This window comes from Flammeovirgaceae bacterium SG7u.111 (genome assembly GCA_034044135.1).
GTDB lineage: Bacteria > Bacteroidota > Bacteroidia > Cytophagales > Flammeovirgaceae.
The window spans coordinates 4411261-4427881 of record CP139021.1; the positions used below are offsets into that span (position 1 = coordinate 4411261).

At 40.1% G+C, this 16621-nt stretch carries 16 protein-coding genes; 12 read left to right on the forward strand and 4 right to left on the reverse strand.

The window, feature by feature from the left end; genetic code table 11:
• Nucleotides 1–35: 35 nt before the first annotated feature.
• Both R9C00_17290 and R9C00_17295 read right to left on the reverse strand, forming a co-directional pair.
• Nucleotides 36–926: a branched-chain amino acid transaminase gene (locus tag R9C00_17290; GenBank protein ID WPO33457.1), complete on the reverse strand. Its 891-nt coding sequence runs from the start codon at nucleotides 924–926 to the stop codon at nucleotides 36–38.
• Between the two features lie 1302 nt (nucleotides 927–2228).
• Nucleotides 2229–3011, reverse strand: a complete 783-nt coding sequence (locus R9C00_17295; protein WPO33458.1) for a class I SAM-dependent methyltransferase — start codon at nucleotides 3009–3011, stop codon at nucleotides 2229–2231.
• A gap of 115 nt (nucleotides 3012–3126) precedes the next feature.
• Between R9C00_17295 and ychF the strand changes: the two genes are divergently transcribed.
• The 3 genes from ychF to R9C00_17310 all read left to right on the forward strand — a co-directional run bounded on the left by ychF (nucleotide 3127) and on the right by R9C00_17310 (nucleotide 6108).
• The gene (gene ychF / locus R9C00_17300; GenBank protein WPO33459.1) at nucleotides 3127–4224 is read left to right on the forward strand and encodes a redox-regulated ATPase YchF; all 1098 of its coding nucleotides are present in this window, start codon (nucleotides 3127–3129) and stop codon (nucleotides 4222–4224) included.
• Between the two features lie 166 nt (nucleotides 4225–4390).
• On the forward strand, nucleotides 4391–5512 hold the full coding sequence (locus tag R9C00_17305) for a glycosyltransferase (protein ID WPO33460.1): 1122 nt from the start codon (nucleotides 4391–4393) through the stop codon (nucleotides 5510–5512).
• Nucleotides 5503–6108 (forward strand): sigma-70 family RNA polymerase sigma factor, encoded by a 606-nt coding sequence (locus R9C00_17310; protein WPO33461.1) that lies wholly within the window; start codon nucleotides 5503–5505, stop codon nucleotides 6106–6108. Before R9C00_17305 ends, R9C00_17310 begins: the two co-directional genes overlap by 10 nt.
• 84 nt (nucleotides 6109–6192) lie before the next feature.
• On the opposite strand, the gene R9C00_17315 is transcribed toward R9C00_17310, so the two are convergent.
• The gene (locus R9C00_17315; protein WPO33462.1) at nucleotides 6193–6867 is read right to left on the reverse strand and encodes a hypothetical protein; all 675 of its coding nucleotides are present in this window, start codon (nucleotides 6865–6867) and stop codon (nucleotides 6193–6195) included.
• Between the two features lie 191 nt (nucleotides 6868–7058).
• Nucleotides 7059–7505 (reverse strand): hypothetical protein, encoded by a 447-nt coding sequence (locus tag R9C00_17320; protein WPO33463.1) that lies wholly within the window; start codon nucleotides 7503–7505, stop codon nucleotides 7059–7061.
• A gap of 139 nt (nucleotides 7506–7644) precedes the next feature.
• Here R9C00_17320 and R9C00_17325 point away from each other — a divergent pair, with 139 nt between their 5' ends.
• The 9 genes from R9C00_17325 (at nucleotide 7645) to R9C00_17365 (ending at nucleotide 16621) form a co-directional block, all read left to right on the forward strand.
• On the forward strand, nucleotides 7645–8091 hold the full coding sequence (locus tag R9C00_17325) for an Rrf2 family transcriptional regulator (GenBank protein WPO33464.1): 447 nt from the start codon (nucleotides 7645–7647) through the stop codon (nucleotides 8089–8091).
• A gap of 2 nt (nucleotides 8092–8093) precedes the next feature.
• On the forward strand, nucleotides 8094–8492 hold the full coding sequence (locus R9C00_17330; protein ID WPO33465.1) for a group III truncated hemoglobin: 399 nt from the start codon (nucleotides 8094–8096) through the stop codon (nucleotides 8490–8492).
• Between the two features lie 279 nt (nucleotides 8493–8771).
• Nucleotides 8772–9158 carry a DUF542 domain-containing protein gene (locus R9C00_17335; GenBank protein WPO33466.1) on the forward strand — a complete coding sequence of 129 codons (387 nt, stop codon included), beginning with the start codon at nucleotides 8772–8774 and terminating at the stop codon, nucleotides 9156–9158.
• A gap of 8 nt (nucleotides 9159–9166) precedes the next feature.
• Entirely contained in the window at nucleotides 9167–9472 is a 306-nt protein-coding gene (locus tag R9C00_17340) for a hemerythrin domain-containing protein (protein ID WPO33467.1), read from the forward strand.
• Nucleotides 9473–9493: 21 nt separating this feature from the next.
• Nucleotides 9494–11716, forward strand: coding sequence for a nitric-oxide reductase large subunit (locus tag R9C00_17345; protein ID WPO33468.1), 2223 nt, complete (start codon nucleotides 9494–9496; stop codon nucleotides 11714–11716).
• A 161-nt stretch (nucleotides 11717–11877) separates the two neighbouring features.
• Nucleotides 11878–12504 (forward strand): 16S rRNA (guanine(527)-N(7))-methyltransferase RsmG, encoded by a 627-nt coding sequence (gene rsmG, locus R9C00_17350; protein WPO33469.1) that lies wholly within the window; start codon nucleotides 11878–11880, stop codon nucleotides 12502–12504.
• A 314-nt stretch (nucleotides 12505–12818) separates the two neighbouring features.
• Complete coding sequence (locus tag R9C00_17355; protein ID WPO33470.1) at nucleotides 12819–13793, forward strand: polyprenyl synthetase family protein; 975 nt, start codon at nucleotides 12819–12821, stop codon at nucleotides 13791–13793.
• Between the two features lie 494 nt (nucleotides 13794–14287).
• A complete protein-coding gene (locus R9C00_17360) occupies nucleotides 14288–14830 on the forward strand; it encodes a YfiR family protein (GenBank protein ID WPO33471.1) in 543 nt (180 codons plus the stop codon).
• A 6-nt stretch (nucleotides 14831–14836) separates the two neighbouring features.
• Nucleotides 14837–16621, forward strand: a complete 1785-nt coding sequence (locus tag R9C00_17365) for an ATP-binding protein (protein WPO33472.1) — start codon at nucleotides 14837–14839, stop codon at nucleotides 16619–16621.

Genomic DNA, 16621 nt, shown 5'->3' on the forward strand with positions numbered 1-16621 from the left:
TTCAATAAGGTGTAAAAAATTAAAATGAATACTATTTATATAATAGAATATGATTCAAAATCGTCGTGGGTGACTCGCTGCCTATATTTGGTCAAAAGCTGAAAGCCCAGCGTATCTTCCCATTCTTTTTTAAATTCCTTTTTATTAATAGACTTTATGCCCGCAATCTCAGTTCCTGTACCAGTAAAGAAAGCTCCGTCAGCATCAAGCAACTCATCTTCCGTAAACAAATGCTCCACAACTTCAATCCCCATCTCCGTAGCCATCTCAATGACCGTTTTACGAGTAATGCCAGGATAAATATGACCCAATGGTGGTGTATGTAGCACCCCGTCTTTTTCAAAGAAAAAGTTGTCACCAGGACCTTGTGCTATAAACCCACCCGAGTCACGCAACAGCGCCTCGTCAAACCCCTTGTCCTTCGCCTCGTTTGTCGCCAACATCGAGTTTACATAGTGACCTGTAATCTTCGCATCTACATAAGATGCCTTCGGATTTGGTCGCTGGAAAGACGAAATCATCACATCCAGCTGGTCACTTGTTTGGTATCTCCCCCACTTCCATGCAGAAATGAAAACATTCATCTCCTTTACTTTTGTTAGTCTCATATTCTGGCCTACCGTAATCAAAGGCCTGATATAAGCATTGGTCAAATTATTTTCCTCTAGCAGCTGGTAAGAAATACTCACCAACTCTTCAGAAGTGTATTTTACATCCAAATGGATTCGTCCTGCTGCTTTCAAAAAGCGGTCATAATGCTCTCTGGCTTTAAAAGCTTGCGTGCCCGCATCGGTTTTGTAAGCTCTTATTCCATCAAAAACCCCAATTCCATAGTGAACTGTTTGCGAATACAAATCGCCTTTTGCTTCTGAGGCCTTTATGAACTGACCATTATGAAAAACAACTGTGTTTTTGTTAAAATACATACCTATATCATTTCTTGGTTATCGCCTTATTTCAGACCTTAAACATTGAGCGTAAGGTATAAAAAAAACCTTTCTCTGGTTGGAGAAAGGTCTTCTTACTATATTTTTATATATACGTATAGGAACCTAACCCCTCTCAATCCGAAAGGACGACGACCACTACCAGCACAATAATGCTCAGTGATGATATAGAAAGGCTCCTCAACATCTTTATCTTAATTAATTATATTTTTGAATATGTTATTTAGCAACTATCGAACAAATATAAAATACCTTTAAATTAAAACACAAACAATCGACTCATTTTTATAAATATTTTACCTTTTCAGCCATATTTTTAGTCAATTCAAATTTGCCCAAAACTCAAAGACTACTTTCATAACAGACAGTATAACTCTGGTTTGCAATAAATTAAGCTCAAGACTTCAATACAAAATGCTGTTTGGGCTGTTTTTTCCTAAAAAACACGATGCCCACTTCAAACAAATCGAGCGATAAATGTAACCGCTTCGTGCGATTTGATTTCCTCCCAAGCCTTCGCCATCTCTCCCGACCCTTTGTTTTTGAACCAACCCTAAGATCTGCCACTTCTATTTCCCTTTAGTCTTCCAACAGCTTTTGCTTTAATTTGGCAAGAGCCTAAGCCTAAAAGCAAAACATTTTTTTTGTAGGACGGATCACATGCATATATAGCTCAAAAAGAAAAGGCGAATGGAGGCTATGCTCGTTTTTTGCTTTGAAGAGATAGGAAGATATTGTAAAAAGTTTGCCCAAAAAGATCAATGATAAGATGAAGTTGATATAGTTAATTACTACCAGCACTCCCCATTAATAGGGATTTTTATGAATGGTAGATATTTTACTATTTGTTTTATCATTATTTTATCTATACCTTCAACAAGGTTGATACATAGATATATATCTAATAATTTAGCCCTAATTTGGTTTTCAACCTTTAATAAAAATAGATACTTACTTGTATCATCTCTTATTACACCATAGAAAAAGTATTTAAAAATGGATATACTTCTTAACTGGACCTGGCCGTTTGTCAATGTCTTAGGACTTTTTTTTCTAGGATATGTAGTTTACTTGTTGATGAAGTCATTAAGGAAATACTTAAATAGCTAGGGCAACACTAAAAATTATCAGTAGCGTAAATTATTTCATTTGCGCTACTCTCTCTTCTTAACCCCAATAATCCCTATTGAAAATAATATTTGATAGATTTACCCTAAGTAATCAAGTGTTACTTTATGATCATCAATAAACAGTATAACTCTGGTTTGCAATAAATTAAGCTCAAAACTTCAATACAAAATGCTGCTTGGGTTGTTTTTTCCTAAAAAACACGATGCCCACCTCAAACAAATCGAGCGATAAAGTAACCGCTGCATGCGATTTGATTTCCTCCCAAACCTTCGCCATCTCTTCCGACCAATAAATATCATCGAACACAAACACCGAGTCTTCATGGGCTTTTTCCAAGCACATCGCAAAATAATTGAGCGTGGGCTCGTACCTGTGGTTCGCATCGAAAAACACAAAATCGAGCTTTTCTAGCTCGGAAAGTTTTGCAGGCAAGGTTTCATCAATATTTCCCTTTATTATTTCGGGCGAAAGCCCAAACCATTCAAAATTATCTTTGGCTACTTGGGCTATATTGGGGCATCCTTCAAACGTGTAGAGTTTGGCAGTGGAAATTGGGGCTTGCATATATAAGGAGTTCACCCCCAAAGAAGTCCCCAGTTCTATCATCGTTTTGGGCTGGAACCTTTCCACCAACTTAAAAAGCAACTGGCTAGTAGCCGTAGGGCTTACCGACACTTTGGCTATGGAGCGCACACTTCTAGTTTTTTTTGCCTTCGTTCGTGAACCAGCCCCAAAATCCGTTACTTCTATCTGCCTTCTATCATCGCTCAGCTTGAATTTCAGCTCTGTAAGCCGATCAAACACATAGTACTTTTTTGCAGGTCGGATCACTTGAGTGTACAACTCAAAAAGAAAGGGAGAATGAAGGCTATGCTCGTTTTTTGCTCGGCGGAGGTAGCGCAGGTAAGAAGATATTGTAAAAAGTTTGCCCAAAAAGTTTCGAATGATAAGATGAATTGATACGGTAACACCCAAAATTCTTATCTTTGCAGACTTTGGGCGAGCGTGCTCATTATTTTGGCTTAAATATAACTATAGAATCTATAAAATGGGATTAAAATGTGGCATTGTTGGTTTGCCAAACGTCGGCAAATCTACCTTATTCAACTCACTTTCGAGTGCTAAAGCCGAATCGGCAAATTACCCTTTTTGTACCATAGAGCCTAATGTGGGCGTGGTAACCGTTCCAGATCCAAGGCTTCAAATTTTGGAAGGATTGGTAAACCCTAAAAGGGTATTGCCGACCGTGATCGAATTTGTGGATATTGCAGGCCTGGTAGAAGGAGCGAGCAAAGGCGAAGGCTTGGGCAACAAATTTTTAGCAAATATCCGTGAGGTGGATGCCATCCTCCACGTAGTGCGTTGCTTCCAAGACGAAAATATCGTTCACGTAGCAGGAAAAGTAAACCCTGTCACCGACAAGGAAGTAATTGATACCGAACTTCAATTAAAAGATTTGGATTCTATAGATAATAGGATCAAACGAATCTCAAGGCAAGCCAAATCTGGCGATAAGCAGATGAAGGCAGAGATGGAGGTAATGGATAGGTTCAAGGCGCACTTAGAAAGTGGCAAAAACCTTCGACTGCTAGATGCCACGGAAGAAGAATGGGAGTTGGTTCGTGACCTCTGCCTACTCACTGCCAAGCCCGTTATGTACATTGCCAATGTGGATGAAGCATCTATCTTGAAAGGAAACGAGCACGTAGAAGAGCTGAAAGCCGCAGTTGCAGAAGAAAATGCAGAGGTAGTGGTAATTTGCGCTGCTATTGAAGAGCAAATTGCTTCTTTCGACGATCCTGAAGAGAAAGAAATGTTCTTAGAAGAATACGGCTTAAAAGAATCGGGATTAAACAAACTAATCCGCACGGCCTATTCTTTGCTCAACCTTATCACCTACTTCACCGCTGGGGTGCAGGAAGTAAGGGCCTGGACCATTGAAGAAGGATGGAAAGCGCCACAAGCAGCGGGTGTGATCCACACCGATTTTGAGCGTGGATTTATCCGTGCCGAGGTAATAAAAATAGACGATTACGTGCAGTACAAAACCGAAGCAGGCTGCCGAGAAGCTGGAAAACTTGGCGTAGAAGGAAAAGATTATGTCGTAAAGGATGGAGATGTGATGCATTTCCGGTTCAATGTTTAGTGTTATATAAAAACCGTGTCATACCGTGCCTGTCACGGTATCTCCCTCCTATGTAAAAGGGCTTTCTCCTATTGCTGGAGCTGCGGAGAGACTCAATTGGGAGTAATTCAAGCGTATGCCTGAAACCATGTTTTTTTTCTAAATACAAAGTCAAATTATATAAAAAATGCTGGACGAAATAGCTTATCTTATTTTATATATAAGCATTTTCGTCCAGCTTTTTTTTGCCCTCTTCATCTTTAGCCGAATACTTTTCCATAATAAAAACAATGCTCCTTCAAAAACTATTACTGGTATTTCCGTAATTATCGCTTGCCGAAATGAAGAGGAAAACCTGCCCAAATTGCTAGATGTTTTGCGGAACCAGAGCTACCCCAGCTTCGAGGTGATCATCGCCAACGACCGCTCAACCGACCAAAGCAAAACACTACTAGAAGAAGCCTGCCTGCTCGACAACCGTTTCAAGTTCATCAACATAGAAGAAACCCTTTCGGGAATCCACCCAAAAAAATATGCGCTGAGCCAAGCTACCGCCCAAGCCCAATTTGAAACACTGCTCTTCACCGATGCAGATTGCCTTCCAGGTGAAAACTGGATTTTGGAAATAGCAGAGAGCTACTCCCCCAACACAGAAATAGTTTTGGGCTATAGCCCTTATCAAAAGACAGACAGCTTGAAGATAAACAGCTTGCTCAACCTTTTTATCAGACACGAAACATTTTACACAGGCATCCAGTACCTCTCATTTGCCTTGACAGGGATGCCCTACATGGCGGTAGGGCGAAACTTATCTTACAAAAAATCAGTATTTGAACGGAACGGGGGATATGGAAAACACAAACAGGTAAGCGGCGGGGATGACGACCTGTTTGTAAACCAACAAGCAACTCGAACCAACACGAACATCGTCATAAACAAGGAAAGCCAAGTTATCTCCGTCCCCGAAACCACCTGGAAGGGCTGGTTTTGGCAAAAGACTCGACACCTTTCAGTGGGCAAACATTATAAAAACAGAGATATCGCATTATTGGGAATATTAAACCTTTCACATATTTGCTTTTACCTAGCTTTAGGGCATCTTTGGCTTACCCAAGCAGAATCTCTAGTTTTGTTCAAATTTTATACACTAAGGTTCATACCTTTGTGTTTTGTTTTTGGGTTAATAAAAAAGAAGCTATCCGATAATTTCAATATATACTTATTCCCTGTAACAGACTTTCTGTATCTGTGTTATTATATAGTGATAGGAGTAGCCAGCATATTCATTAAAAGAATCAAATGGAAATAAAGAAGAACTTTTCTGATAAGGCTTTAGAGGACTTTGCGCTAATAGACGACGCAATAGAGGGTGACCAGCGAGCATATGCGCAGTTGATGGAACGATACAGGAAATCGGTTTACCATACCATGCTCAAAATGGTAAGGAATGTAGATGATGCCGAAGACCTGACCATCGAAGCGTTTGCCAAAGCCTTCAAGAACCTTACAAAATTCAAAAAAGACTACACATTTAGTACCTGGCTTTTTAGGGTGGCTACCAACAACTGCATCGACTTCATACGAAAGAAAAAGCTTGATACTATGAGCATAAACGCCGATGTGAGCAAACAAGACGGCGAAACCCTCAATATAGATATAAAAGACAAAAACCTCGACCCGCAAGAAACGGCAATAAAAAGCCAGAAGGTGGAACTGGTAAGGCAGTTTGTAGACTTACTCCCGCTCAAGTACCAGCGCTTGGTAAAGCTCCGCTACTTCGACGAACTCTCTTACGAGGAAATAGCTCAAGAAATAGAAGCACCGCTCGGCACGGTAAAAGCCCAACTCCACCGAGCCAGGGAATTACTGTACGACTTAGTGAAAAATTCTAAGAACGTTATTTAACAAAAAGAGCTGCTTCAATTAAATGAAGCAGCTCTTTTTTGGTTTGTAAGTCGGTGGGTAAAAATCGATTAAAGGTAAACCAACCTATTTCTGAGGATCATAATAATCCCCTTTTCTATATTGTTGGTAAAACGTTTCCAACCTAGCATCTCCCTTAATGAATTTAACCAAGTCTTCTGATGATTCAGGTAAACCTTTTAAAATTCCATCCCTTTCATTAGGAAGAGCCCATTGGTAAAAAAACTTCATCACTAGGTTATCACACTTTTGATATTCAATCAAAAGCTTCCTTTTTCTTTCTTCGTACTCTAATTTTAAGACCCTTTTCAATTCTATATCCTCGACAATCCTTTGCTCCTTTTCGTCCCAATCATAATAATCCCAATGCACATGATAAAAAACCTTTAAAACACCTGTTTTCATCAAATCATTACCATTATAGTAGTAATCAAAAAGCAAGTCACTTACTTTTTGCACCCCTAATAATTCAATATAAGGTTTAATGAAATAGCCATTTGCACTAGGATCAGTTTCAGATATACCAGCTTTGAACATTAGATGAAGTAACGAAATAGGATATGTCGGTATCTTCTGCAAGTACATCAGTACAATCATCCTTTTTTTGGGCAACAGCAAATGTTGACTTATTAAGGCAAAGTTTTTCTCATCAATGTTGGTTGAATACTCATTCCTCAGTATATCTTCAATATTTTCATTTGAAACACTGTCATAGAATGATATGTAATCAAATCTTTTCATATAATTCGATCCTTATTAATTTTGAATTATCAACCTTCCTCGACTCTGTCGAATAAGAATATTTGTGCAGGGTAGCCAGAGGCTACAATAATAGTTGCCACTCGGCAAGAGCCGAGCAGCATGTTCGGGTATAATTTGAGATTCAACTTTCCAATAATTTATGCTCTACCGCATATCCTAAATCAGTCAACTTAGATTCTACGACTAATAGTTCCAAGATATAGAAACATAATTTCATCTCTACGACCATTAACAACTACGCTCAGCACAATTTTTTTCTCATCTAATTCTTTAAACTCTAAATAATCTATTTGCTCAAATTTTCTTTTTACAGATTTAAAGCGCACCCACAGATTTTTTCTATACACAACCTCTTTCTGTGTAAAAAGAAAAGGATACATGAACATTGCCCTTAAAACTCCGTGCAGTATTAGTAAATTAAAAAAAGATAAGAAAATGACCTTCATCATCAAAGAAAGTCCTTCATAATAAGAGACAGATGCGTACAATAAACCCACGAAAACCGATAATAAAAAAATTACTATCCAGTAATTCGGCTTGAGAACAACTTCTATACCTCCCGCTCTTTCAAAAAAATATGTATATCTTGAATTGAATAGAATTTCTTTATCCCTCATCTTTTATGTTTTTTACCCCTATATACCCTCAACTCTGCCGACTGAAAAATATTTATGGACGAGACAATTAAAACTAATCGGATAATTTTGTCCGATTAAAAAAATATCCTACATTTGCCGTGTAACTAATGGAGGAAGTATGTTTTCAAAATCTTGTGAATACGGTATAAAGGCAAGTGTTTTCATTGCGCAGCAGTCCCTCAAAGGAGAGCGTGTCTCGCTGAACGATATTGCCGAGGCAATAGATTCCCCTACGGCATTTACAGCCAAAACACTCCAGCTTCTATCCAAAAACGGGATCATAAAATCTATAAAAGGGTTTGCTGGAGGCTATGCAATCCCCACTGAAAATCTAGATACGCTAAGCCTCTTCCACATAGTAGATGCGATTGATGGCGACCCTGTTTACAAAGCCTGTGGGCTGGGCTTAAAAGAATGCAACGAAGCAATGCCCTGCCCTATCCACAACGATTTCAAAAAGGTACGCTCAGCATTAAAGAAGATACTTGAAAACACACTCATAAAAAAACTAGCCAACGACCTAGACGGCGGTTTGGTGTACCTCAAACGAATAATGGAAAATTAGCGATGGATACTAAGAAAACAGACATCTTGAGTATTGGAGAGGTAAAAACTTTGGTCAATACTTTTTACGACAATGTAAGAGCCGATGATTTGCTCAAAGACATTTTCAACCAAAAAATAGGGGATCGTTGGACAGAGCACCTCGAAAAGATGTACCGATTTTGGCAAACGGTGTTGCTTGGTGAGCACACTTACAACGGCAGCCCATTTCCTCCACATATGCAATTACCTGTGGAAAAAGAGCATTTTGACCGCTGGCAAAGCATATTTCACAACACAGTAGATACGCTTTTTACGGGAAAAAAGGCAGACGAGGCAAAATGGAGAGCCTCGAAAATGGCTGAACTATTCCATTATAAAATCGAACATTTCAAGGCAAGTGCCTCAAACTCGTTGCAATAAAGCGGCTTATGACCTTTCTCGGATAATTAAACTCCGAAAGGACATTTGTACCTGCTAACTGGCATTTTTTACAACTTTCTCATTTATCAAATTTTTCAATGCAAATGCACACACATAAGATAGCTCCTTAAGCAGGATTTTCCTTATCGGCTTATCAACCTGAAGAAGCGGCAACGGCTGCATTCTTCTTCCACTTAAATTTTGCAACCGCAAAAATTAGGGCAGGACTACTTATGCTTTTTCAAAATCAAATTATACACAACAATAAATACCTTTCTCATGGAAATAAATAAAAACACCAACATCGGCGAGCTAGTAGCACAGGACTATCGGGCTGCTACCGTTTTCAAAAGTTATGGAATAGACTTTTGCTGCCAAGGCAACAGAACCTTAGGCGACGCCTGCAAACAAAAAGGGATAGACCCAGAAGATGTCATCAAAGACGTAGTGGAAAAAATGCAGGAAAAACCAAACCAATCAATTGATTTCCAATCCTTCCCACCAGACTTACTAGCCGATTATATAGAAAAAACACACCACAGGTATGTGACAAAATCGGTAGAAGAAATCAAGCCTTTTTTGGAAAAAGCATGCAGCGTCCACGGGGAAAACCATCCTGAGTTGCTGGAAGTACACAACTTTTTTGGGCTTCGGTTCGAGAACTGACGCAGCACATGGAAAAAGAGGAAAGTATCTTGTTGCCATTTGTGCGACATGCGGTTCAGGGAAAACTGGCAGATGAGCGTGCAGCCTCCTACTCTTCCGTAGAGGAATCGGTACAAACCATGACGCAAGAACACAGCACAGAAGGTGAGCGATTTAGAAGAATTGCTGAACTAACCAACAACTATACACCCCCAGCCGATGCCTGCAACACCTACAAAGTAACCTTTGGTTTACTCAAAGAATTTGAAGAAGACTTGCATTTACACATCCATTTAGAAAACAACATTCTCATACCTAAAGCAGCAGCTTTATAACCTTAGTAAAATCAAAACAGCATGAAAAAGATTTGGATTGGATTTATAAGTGTGATAGTAATCTCATTTATCGTACTATCGTGGGTAGGTACTGAAATTTACCAAACACAACCACCTCTCCCCAGCAAAGTAATCATTAAAGGAACACAAGAAGTTGTTTATACCGAAGAAGATATTCAAACTGGGCAAAATGTTTGGGAGTCGATTGGAGGTATGGAAGTAGGCTCTATTTGGGGGCACGGAAGTTATGTTGCACCCGACTGGAGTGCGGACTGGATACACAGAGAAGCCGTCTTTTTGCTCGATTATTGGGCACAAAAAGACTTTGGGAAAAGCTTCGACGCACTGGATGTTGAAAAACAAGGAGCGTTAAAAGCCCGGCTGGTCAAAGAAGTGCGAACAAACACGTTTGACCCTCAAACAAAAAGCATCAGCATTTCCCCCACACGCTACGAGGCAATCAAAAAAAACAGTGAGCACTACGCAGCTATTTTCTCCGAAGGGCACGAGCAATACGCTATCCCAAAGGGTGCGCTAGAAGATAAGGCAAAGCTTGAGCAACTGAATGCCTTTTTGTTTTGGACATCGTGGGCGGCAAGTACCAACAGACCCGAACAAGATTTCACCTACACCTCCAACTGGCCCCACGAACCATTGATTGACAACACAATCACCGTTGATTCTCAAATCTGGTCAGGCTTTTCCGTGATACTCTTGCTCCTGTTCATAGCCTTGCTAACTTATTACTATCTGAGAAACCACGAAAAAGGCGAGATACTGGAAAAACCAGCTACCGATGCCCTAGAAGGATTGGTACTTACAGCCTCACAAAAATCCGTGCTCAAATACTTTTTGGTCATTATGCTGCTCATTGTGCTGCAAGTGCTCATGGGCGCACTCACCGTTCACTACACGGTAGAAGGGCAGGCATTTTTCGGACTTGAAACCTCTTCTTTCCTACCCTACTCTATCTCCCGAACGTGGCATACACAGCTAGCTGTTTTTTGGATTGCGGCTACTTGGCTTGCCACAGGCTTGTTTTTAGCACCGATGATCAGCGGTAAGGAAATGAAATTCCAACGCTTCGGAATCAACTTCTTGTTTGGGGCATTGCTAGTGATAGTGCTGGGCTCTATGCTTGGAGAGTGGCTTGGCGTTCATCAGTTTTTGAGCCTTACAGCCAACTTCTTCTTTGGTCACCAAGGCTATGAGTACATGGATCTCGGCAGGTTCTGGCAAATATTTTTGGGAATAGGTCTCATTTTATGGGTGCTAATGGTTGGAAGGCACATCCTCTTTGCCATCAAAAAGAACGACAGCTCAAAACACTTGCTCATCATCCTTTTGGTGGCAGTGGTTGCCATCGGCATGTTCTTCTTTTCAGGGTTGATGTACGGAGAAAACAGCAGCTTGCCCGTCATCAATTATTGGAGATGGTGGTTGGTTCATCTTTGGGTAGAAGGTTTTTTTGAAGTATTTGCCACCGTAGTAATTGCTTATATTTTCCTAAAAATGAAAATTTTATCTGCCAAAACTGCTGGAAAAGCAGCCATAGCATCGGCTTCTATCTTTTTGGCAGGAGGAATTATAGGAACGCTCCACCACCTCTATTTCTCTGGTACACCTGTGAAAGCCATTGCCTTAGGGGCTACATTCAGTGCGCTAGAAGTCGTGCCGCTCACCCTCATGGGCTTCGAGATAAGGGAAAGCTGGAACTTGCTCAAAGAGCATAATTGGATGCAAAGATACAAGTGGCCTATCTTTTTCTTCATGGCTGTTTCTTTTTGGAACATGCTAGGCGCTGGGGTATTTGGCTTCTTGATCAACCCACCAATCGCATTGTATTACATCCAAGGGCTAAACACTACGCCAGTACACGCCCATACTGCTTTATTTGGCGTGTATGGAATGCTGGGCATGGGCTTTATTTTAATCTGCCTAAGGCTTTTTTCAAACAGAGAGTGGAAAAATGACAAACTTCTTAAAAGAGCTTTCTGGGGGTTAAACTTTGGCTTAATTGCCATGGTGCTATTTAGCCTTTTGCCAATAGGACTTATCCAAGCATACACTTCCATAAGCGAGGGGTATTCCTATGCAAGAGACGCCGAACTGCTCTACTCCCCAACCATACAGACACTTAAGTGGATGAGAATGATAGGCGATATAATCTTCTCGGTCGGAATCTTCTATTTTAGTTGGTTTACCGTGAAAGAAACCATCCATTGCATAAAACAGAAACTATAATGCTTTTTCATAACCACTAATTGTCGCTCGGTCTCGGCCGAGCGACAGTTATTTTTGTAGATAGAGAGCAACCAACTATTAATTCACTTAAAACCTACTATCCTAATTTCACTACCGCCCAAAAATATTCCTCTTTTCCCAAATAAGCGTAGCTTTGCAGGATGGAAATCATAGAAAAATACTTCCCTGAGCTGAGCGAGGAACAAAAAAAGCAATTTGCACTGTTGGACGGGCTTTACCGAGACTGGAACCAGAAAATCAACGTCATTTCCCGTAAGGACATAGACAATCTTTATACCCACCATATCCTTCATTCGCTGGCTATTGCCAAGTTTGTAAGCTTTGCCCCTGAAACTGCGGTGCTCGATATAGGTACAGGCGGTGGTTTTCCAGGCATCCCTTTGGCTATCCTTTTCCCCGAGGTAAAGTTCCACTTGGTCGATTCTATTATGAAAAAGATAAAGGTAGTCAACGAGGTGAGCGGGGCACTTGAACTCAAAAATGTAAGAGCTGAGCAAAACCGGGTGGAGCAATTGAAAGGGAGATATGATTTTGCCGTTACCCGAGCGGTAGCTTCTATCACAGACCTTTGGGGTTGGGTAGGTGGAAAACTAGGAGATGGCGGAAAAAGCAGCGTATGGAACGGATTGATTTGCCTAAAAGGCGGTGACCTGAACGAAGAGCTGGACGTATTTAAGCGAGATTACCGTACCGAAGAACTGAGCTCATATTTTGAAGAGCCCTTTTTCGAAACCAAAAAAATTGTGTACGCGCCAATGATGTACTAAGAACTTGGCCAGAAACCCTAAGTTATCCCAAACAATTAGTCCATCCATTCGATTAGGAAACTGTAGAAATACACTACTGACCTTTTTACCAAAAATTCACGAGGACTTGAGTGCTTTTTGGTTAATTAGAGCAGAAGATTGTATAATTGCCAATTCGTGGAAAGCAGCTTTGGCAGCAAGTAAAGCAAGTACACAACAAAAAACTGATTTACAGTAAATTAACTATTTTTAAACCAAGATAGGATTTTTTAGTCCTTCAAAGGATACAGGTTCCCACCAAATGCGCTGAGCAAAAGAAATGGGGCAACTAAAGTATGGCAGATAAGATTAAAGACATACAAGCACCAATAGCCTCTGAAATGCAAGAATTTGAGAAAAAATTCAGGCAATTCATGACCACAAAGGTGGCTTTGCTCGACACAATAATGAGCTTCATAGTGAAGCGTAAAGGCAAACAGATCAGGCCCTTGCTGGTATTTTTGAGTGCTGGGATGTGCGGCGAAATCCAAGAAAAAACATTTAGAGGAGCAGGGCTTATCGAGCTGCTGCACACGGCAACTCTCGTCCACGACGATGTGGTGGACGATTCCCATTACCGAAGGGGCTTCTTTTCCATCAATGCGCTTTGGAAAAACAAAGTTGCAGTGTTAGTAGGTGACTATTTGCTTTCACGAGGACTACTCCTTTCTATTGATAACCAAGATTTTGGCATACTTAAAATAGTATCGGAAGCGGTGCGAGAAATGAGCGAAGGCGAGCTTCTCCAGATGGAAAAAGCCCGCAAGCTCGATATCACCGAAGAGGTATATTTTGAGATTATCCGTCAGAAAACCGCTACGCTTATTTCCTCTTGCTGTGCGGTGGGTGCTAGCTCTACTGGAGCCGACGGGGACAAAGTGAAACTAATGGCAGAAATGGGGGAAAAACTTGGTATGGCTTTCCAAATAAAAGACGATTTGTTCGACTATGGAAAAGCAGAAATAGGCAAACCCGTTGGCATAGACATAAAAGAGAAAAAAATGACTTTGCCACTTATTTATGCACTTTCTAAGGCTTCGTGGCTTGAAAAGAGAAAAATCATTTTCATCATAAAAAACCAAAGCAACCAGCCTAAAAAAGTAAATCAAGTAATTGATTTTGTAAAAAATTCGGGAGGTTTGGAATATGCTACAAACGTGATGAACAAGTACTACGAAGAAGTGATTGAAACACTAAAGTTATTTCCAGAAAGTCCATACAAAAACTCTATGGAAAAGCTTATGGCTTATGTGATCAACCGCAGTAAATAAAACATACTTCTTTAGTGATTCCATCTATTTTTTGTGTGACTTTCACCTTGTGATTTATCTTTCTTATACTTTTTCTTACAATTAGCCTATTTTTTATTAGCATGTAAATATATTTGGAAGATGATATGGGCAAAAACTAACCTGTTTTCTTTCAACATACAATATTTCTACTGGAACAAGCTGCCTGATGTCAACCAGCCAAATAATTAGAATAGAATCAATATTTCAACTAAAAAAATCAGCATTTCATTAAAGCTTGTTACAAACAAGTAACTAATCAATTTATCTAATAATCTACTTCTATAAAATTTGCTTAGAAGCGCATATTTTAGATAGATTTTTTTTTGATATGGAGTTTACAACAACTTCTTATCGTGATTAACCTTCGTCGTATCAGTAATATTTCTTTTGTTCACTAAATAAAGAAATGGTACATGCGTTGAAATTTAAACACTTTGGTAATTAACAGCTCTAGTAAAACAATTCTATTTCTAATGGTTGGTAACTTTAAAACATTTTTGGCTTTATCAGTGCTATTGCCCCTTTTTTGGGCGATGGGATTCGAGGTAAAAGCACAAGAAGGGACAGTTGCCAACAAGGCAGAATGGCTCATTAGCTTTTCAAAGTTTATCGATTGGCCCTCCAAAGATCAAGAAGAGACATTTTCTATCAAGATCTTGGGCGACGAAAACTTTTACCAGTACCTCAACTATATCTATGCAGATAGAACAGTGAAGGGCAAACCTGTAAAAGTTTCGCTAGTTTTCTCCTCTGAAGAAGTTTCAGATTGCCACATTTTGTTTGTTTCGAGTGAGTTCAAAGAGAGCCTTCCCGAAATCATCCAAAAAACCAAGTCACACCCTATCCTCACCGTAGGAGAATACACGGGGTTTGCCAAGGATGGCATCATGATCAACTTCTTTACCGAAAATGGGGAAATCCGTTTCGAGCTAAATCCAGATGCCGCAAACAAGTCAGGGCTTTCAATTGGTTACCAGCTATTTCAGGTTGCTAAGGTCGTAAAATTTCAACCATAAATAAACATGTTTAAAAAACTATCAATCAAGGGAAAACTGATTGGCGTAATCCTAACCGTAACACTATTCGCCGTTTTAGCAGGCTTTACCTCTTTCTACTTCATTCTGAACTACAGTCTGAAGCAAGACCTGCACAATAGTATGGTCACTAATGCGAAGCTCATTGCCGAGTTTTGTGTCGGACCCATGGAGTTCAATAGGAAACAATTTGTAGAAAAAGAGGTACTTGACCGGTTGAACAACATTCCAGAAGTGGAATGCGCTACCATATTTGGCAAAGACAACGAAGTATTTGCCACGTACAACCAAGGCTGTGAAATACCTTCTAAATTTACTATGCTCGCCGAAAATACAGCCGTATTTGAAGGGGAGAACTTTTACATAGTCCAGCGCATTGAGTTCGAAGGAGAGTTTTATGGAAGGGTAATCCTCAAAATAAGCACCCAACTCCTTACCGATAAGCTGCAAAATTTTATTTTACTCATTTCTGGGGTAGTGGCCATCATAGTAGTGCTTTCCCTCATCTTTGCCAATGCCATACAAGGAGTGGTTTCCAAACCTGTAAAAAATCTTGCCGATGCAGCCAGTAAAGTTTCTGACAATGCAGATTATTCGCTCAGGGTTCAGAAGGAAAGCGAGGATGAAATTGGAGACCTCTACGATAGTTTTAACCATATGCTTGAGCAAATAGAAGCCCGAAGCGCTGCCGAAGCGAAAAGCAAAAAAGCTCTTCAGCTTAGCGAAAGCAAGTTTAGAAATATCTACCAAAATTCCATGGTGGGTATTTTCCGCTACGACCTGCGGACAGGGCTTTTGATGGAAGGAAATGACCGTACTTGGCAAATTTTGGGAACTAACCTTACCCAAAAGAGTGCTTTTGGGGACATGCTCAACATAAGAGATGGAGTAAAAATCAAACAAGAGTTAGACAGAAGTGGGCTCATAGATGGCTACGAACTGTTCCTTAGAAAAGAAAACGGCGAAAAAATATGGCTTTCGCTTTCTGGAAGGTCTTTCAAAGAAGAGAATTTCTTCGAAGGAGTTATCAAAGACGTTACCGAAGAGAAAGAAAGCTTCTTGGAGATCAAGCGTGTTAATTTTGAATTGGATAACTTCGTTTACCATACCTCACATGACCTTCGCTCGCCTCTCCTCTCCATCCAAGGACTTATTTCTATTTGCAAAAACGAAGAATCGCTCGATAGCATACGTGAGTACTTCGACCTGATTGAGCGTAGTGTAAAAAGGCTCGACAATCTCGTACTAAACCTTCTCACCCTTTCCCGAAACACAAGGGTAGACAACAAGCATGAAATTATTGACTTCAAAAATCAAATTGAGGAATCTGTAAACATCTTGAGATTCAACAATACGCAGGATGTAGAGGTAAAGATAGATGTAAAAGATGGTGTAGAATTCTATTCGGACAATACGAGGCTGAGTATTATCATAAGCAATTTGGTTTCCAATGCCTTCAAATATCAAAACCCCTCTAAAGACGAGCAATATGTCCATATCAGCGTAGAATCTGACGACAAGGAAGCAGTGATAAAAGTGAAGGACAATGGAATGGGTATTCCTCCAAATAGCCAGGCAAAAATCTTTGAGATGTTCTACAGGGCTACTGACCAATCGCACGGGTCTGGACTTGGGCTGTTCATTGTAAAAAATGTGGTGGACAAACTCAAAGGGAAAATCTCTTTCCAATCTTCTGTTAGGGAAGGAACTACGTTTACTGTTGTAGTACCTAATTCGCCAAATGAGGAGAAGGAAAATACTACTGAAAGCTAA

Excerpts from the sequence above, each read along its gene's own strand:
- ychF (WPO33459.1), top strand. The coding sequence starts at position 3,127 with ATGGGATTAAAATGTGGCATTGTTGGTTTGCCAAACGTCGGCAAATCT.
- R9C00_17365 (WPO33472.1), top strand. The coding sequence starts at position 14,837 with ATGTTTAAAAAACTATCAATCAAGGGAAAACTGATTGGCGTAATCCTA.
- R9C00_17320 (WPO33463.1), bottom strand. The coding sequence starts at position 7,505 with ATGAGGGATAAAGAAATTCTATTCAATTCAAGATATACATATTTTTTT.
- R9C00_17330 (WPO33465.1), top strand. The coding sequence starts at position 8,094 with ATGGATACTAAGAAAACAGACATCTTGAGTATTGGAGAGGTAAAAACT.
- R9C00_17345 (WPO33468.1), top strand. The coding sequence starts at position 9,494 with ATGAAAAAGATTTGGATTGGATTTATAAGTGTGATAGTAATCTCATTT.
- R9C00_17355 (WPO33470.1), top strand. The coding sequence starts at position 12,819 with ATGGCAGATAAGATTAAAGACATACAAGCACCAATAGCCTCTGAAATG.
- R9C00_17340 (WPO33467.1), top strand. The coding sequence starts at position 9,167 with ATGGAAAAAGAGGAAAGTATCTTGTTGCCATTTGTGCGACATGCGGTT.
- R9C00_17360 (WPO33471.1), top strand. The coding sequence starts at position 14,288 with ATGGTTGGTAACTTTAAAACATTTTTGGCTTTATCAGTGCTATTGCCC.
- R9C00_17335 (WPO33466.1), top strand. The coding sequence starts at position 8,772 with ATGGAAATAAATAAAAACACCAACATCGGCGAGCTAGTAGCACAGGAC.
- R9C00_17305 (WPO33460.1), top strand. The coding sequence starts at position 4,391 with ATGCTGGACGAAATAGCTTATCTTATTTTATATATAAGCATTTTCGTC.
- R9C00_17310 (WPO33461.1), top strand. The coding sequence starts at position 5,503 with ATGGAAATAAAGAAGAACTTTTCTGATAAGGCTTTAGAGGACTTTGCG.
- R9C00_17315 (WPO33462.1), bottom strand. The coding sequence starts at position 6,867 with ATGAAAAGATTTGATTACATATCATTCTATGACAGTGTTTCAAATGAA.
- R9C00_17290 (WPO33457.1), bottom strand. The coding sequence starts at position 926 with ATGTATTTTAACAAAAACACAGTTGTTTTTCATAATGGTCAGTTCATA.
- rsmG (WPO33469.1), top strand. The coding sequence starts at position 11,878 with ATGGAAATCATAGAAAAATACTTCCCTGAGCTGAGCGAGGAACAAAAA.
- R9C00_17325 (WPO33464.1), top strand. The coding sequence starts at position 7,645 with ATGTTTTCAAAATCTTGTGAATACGGTATAAAGGCAAGTGTTTTCATT.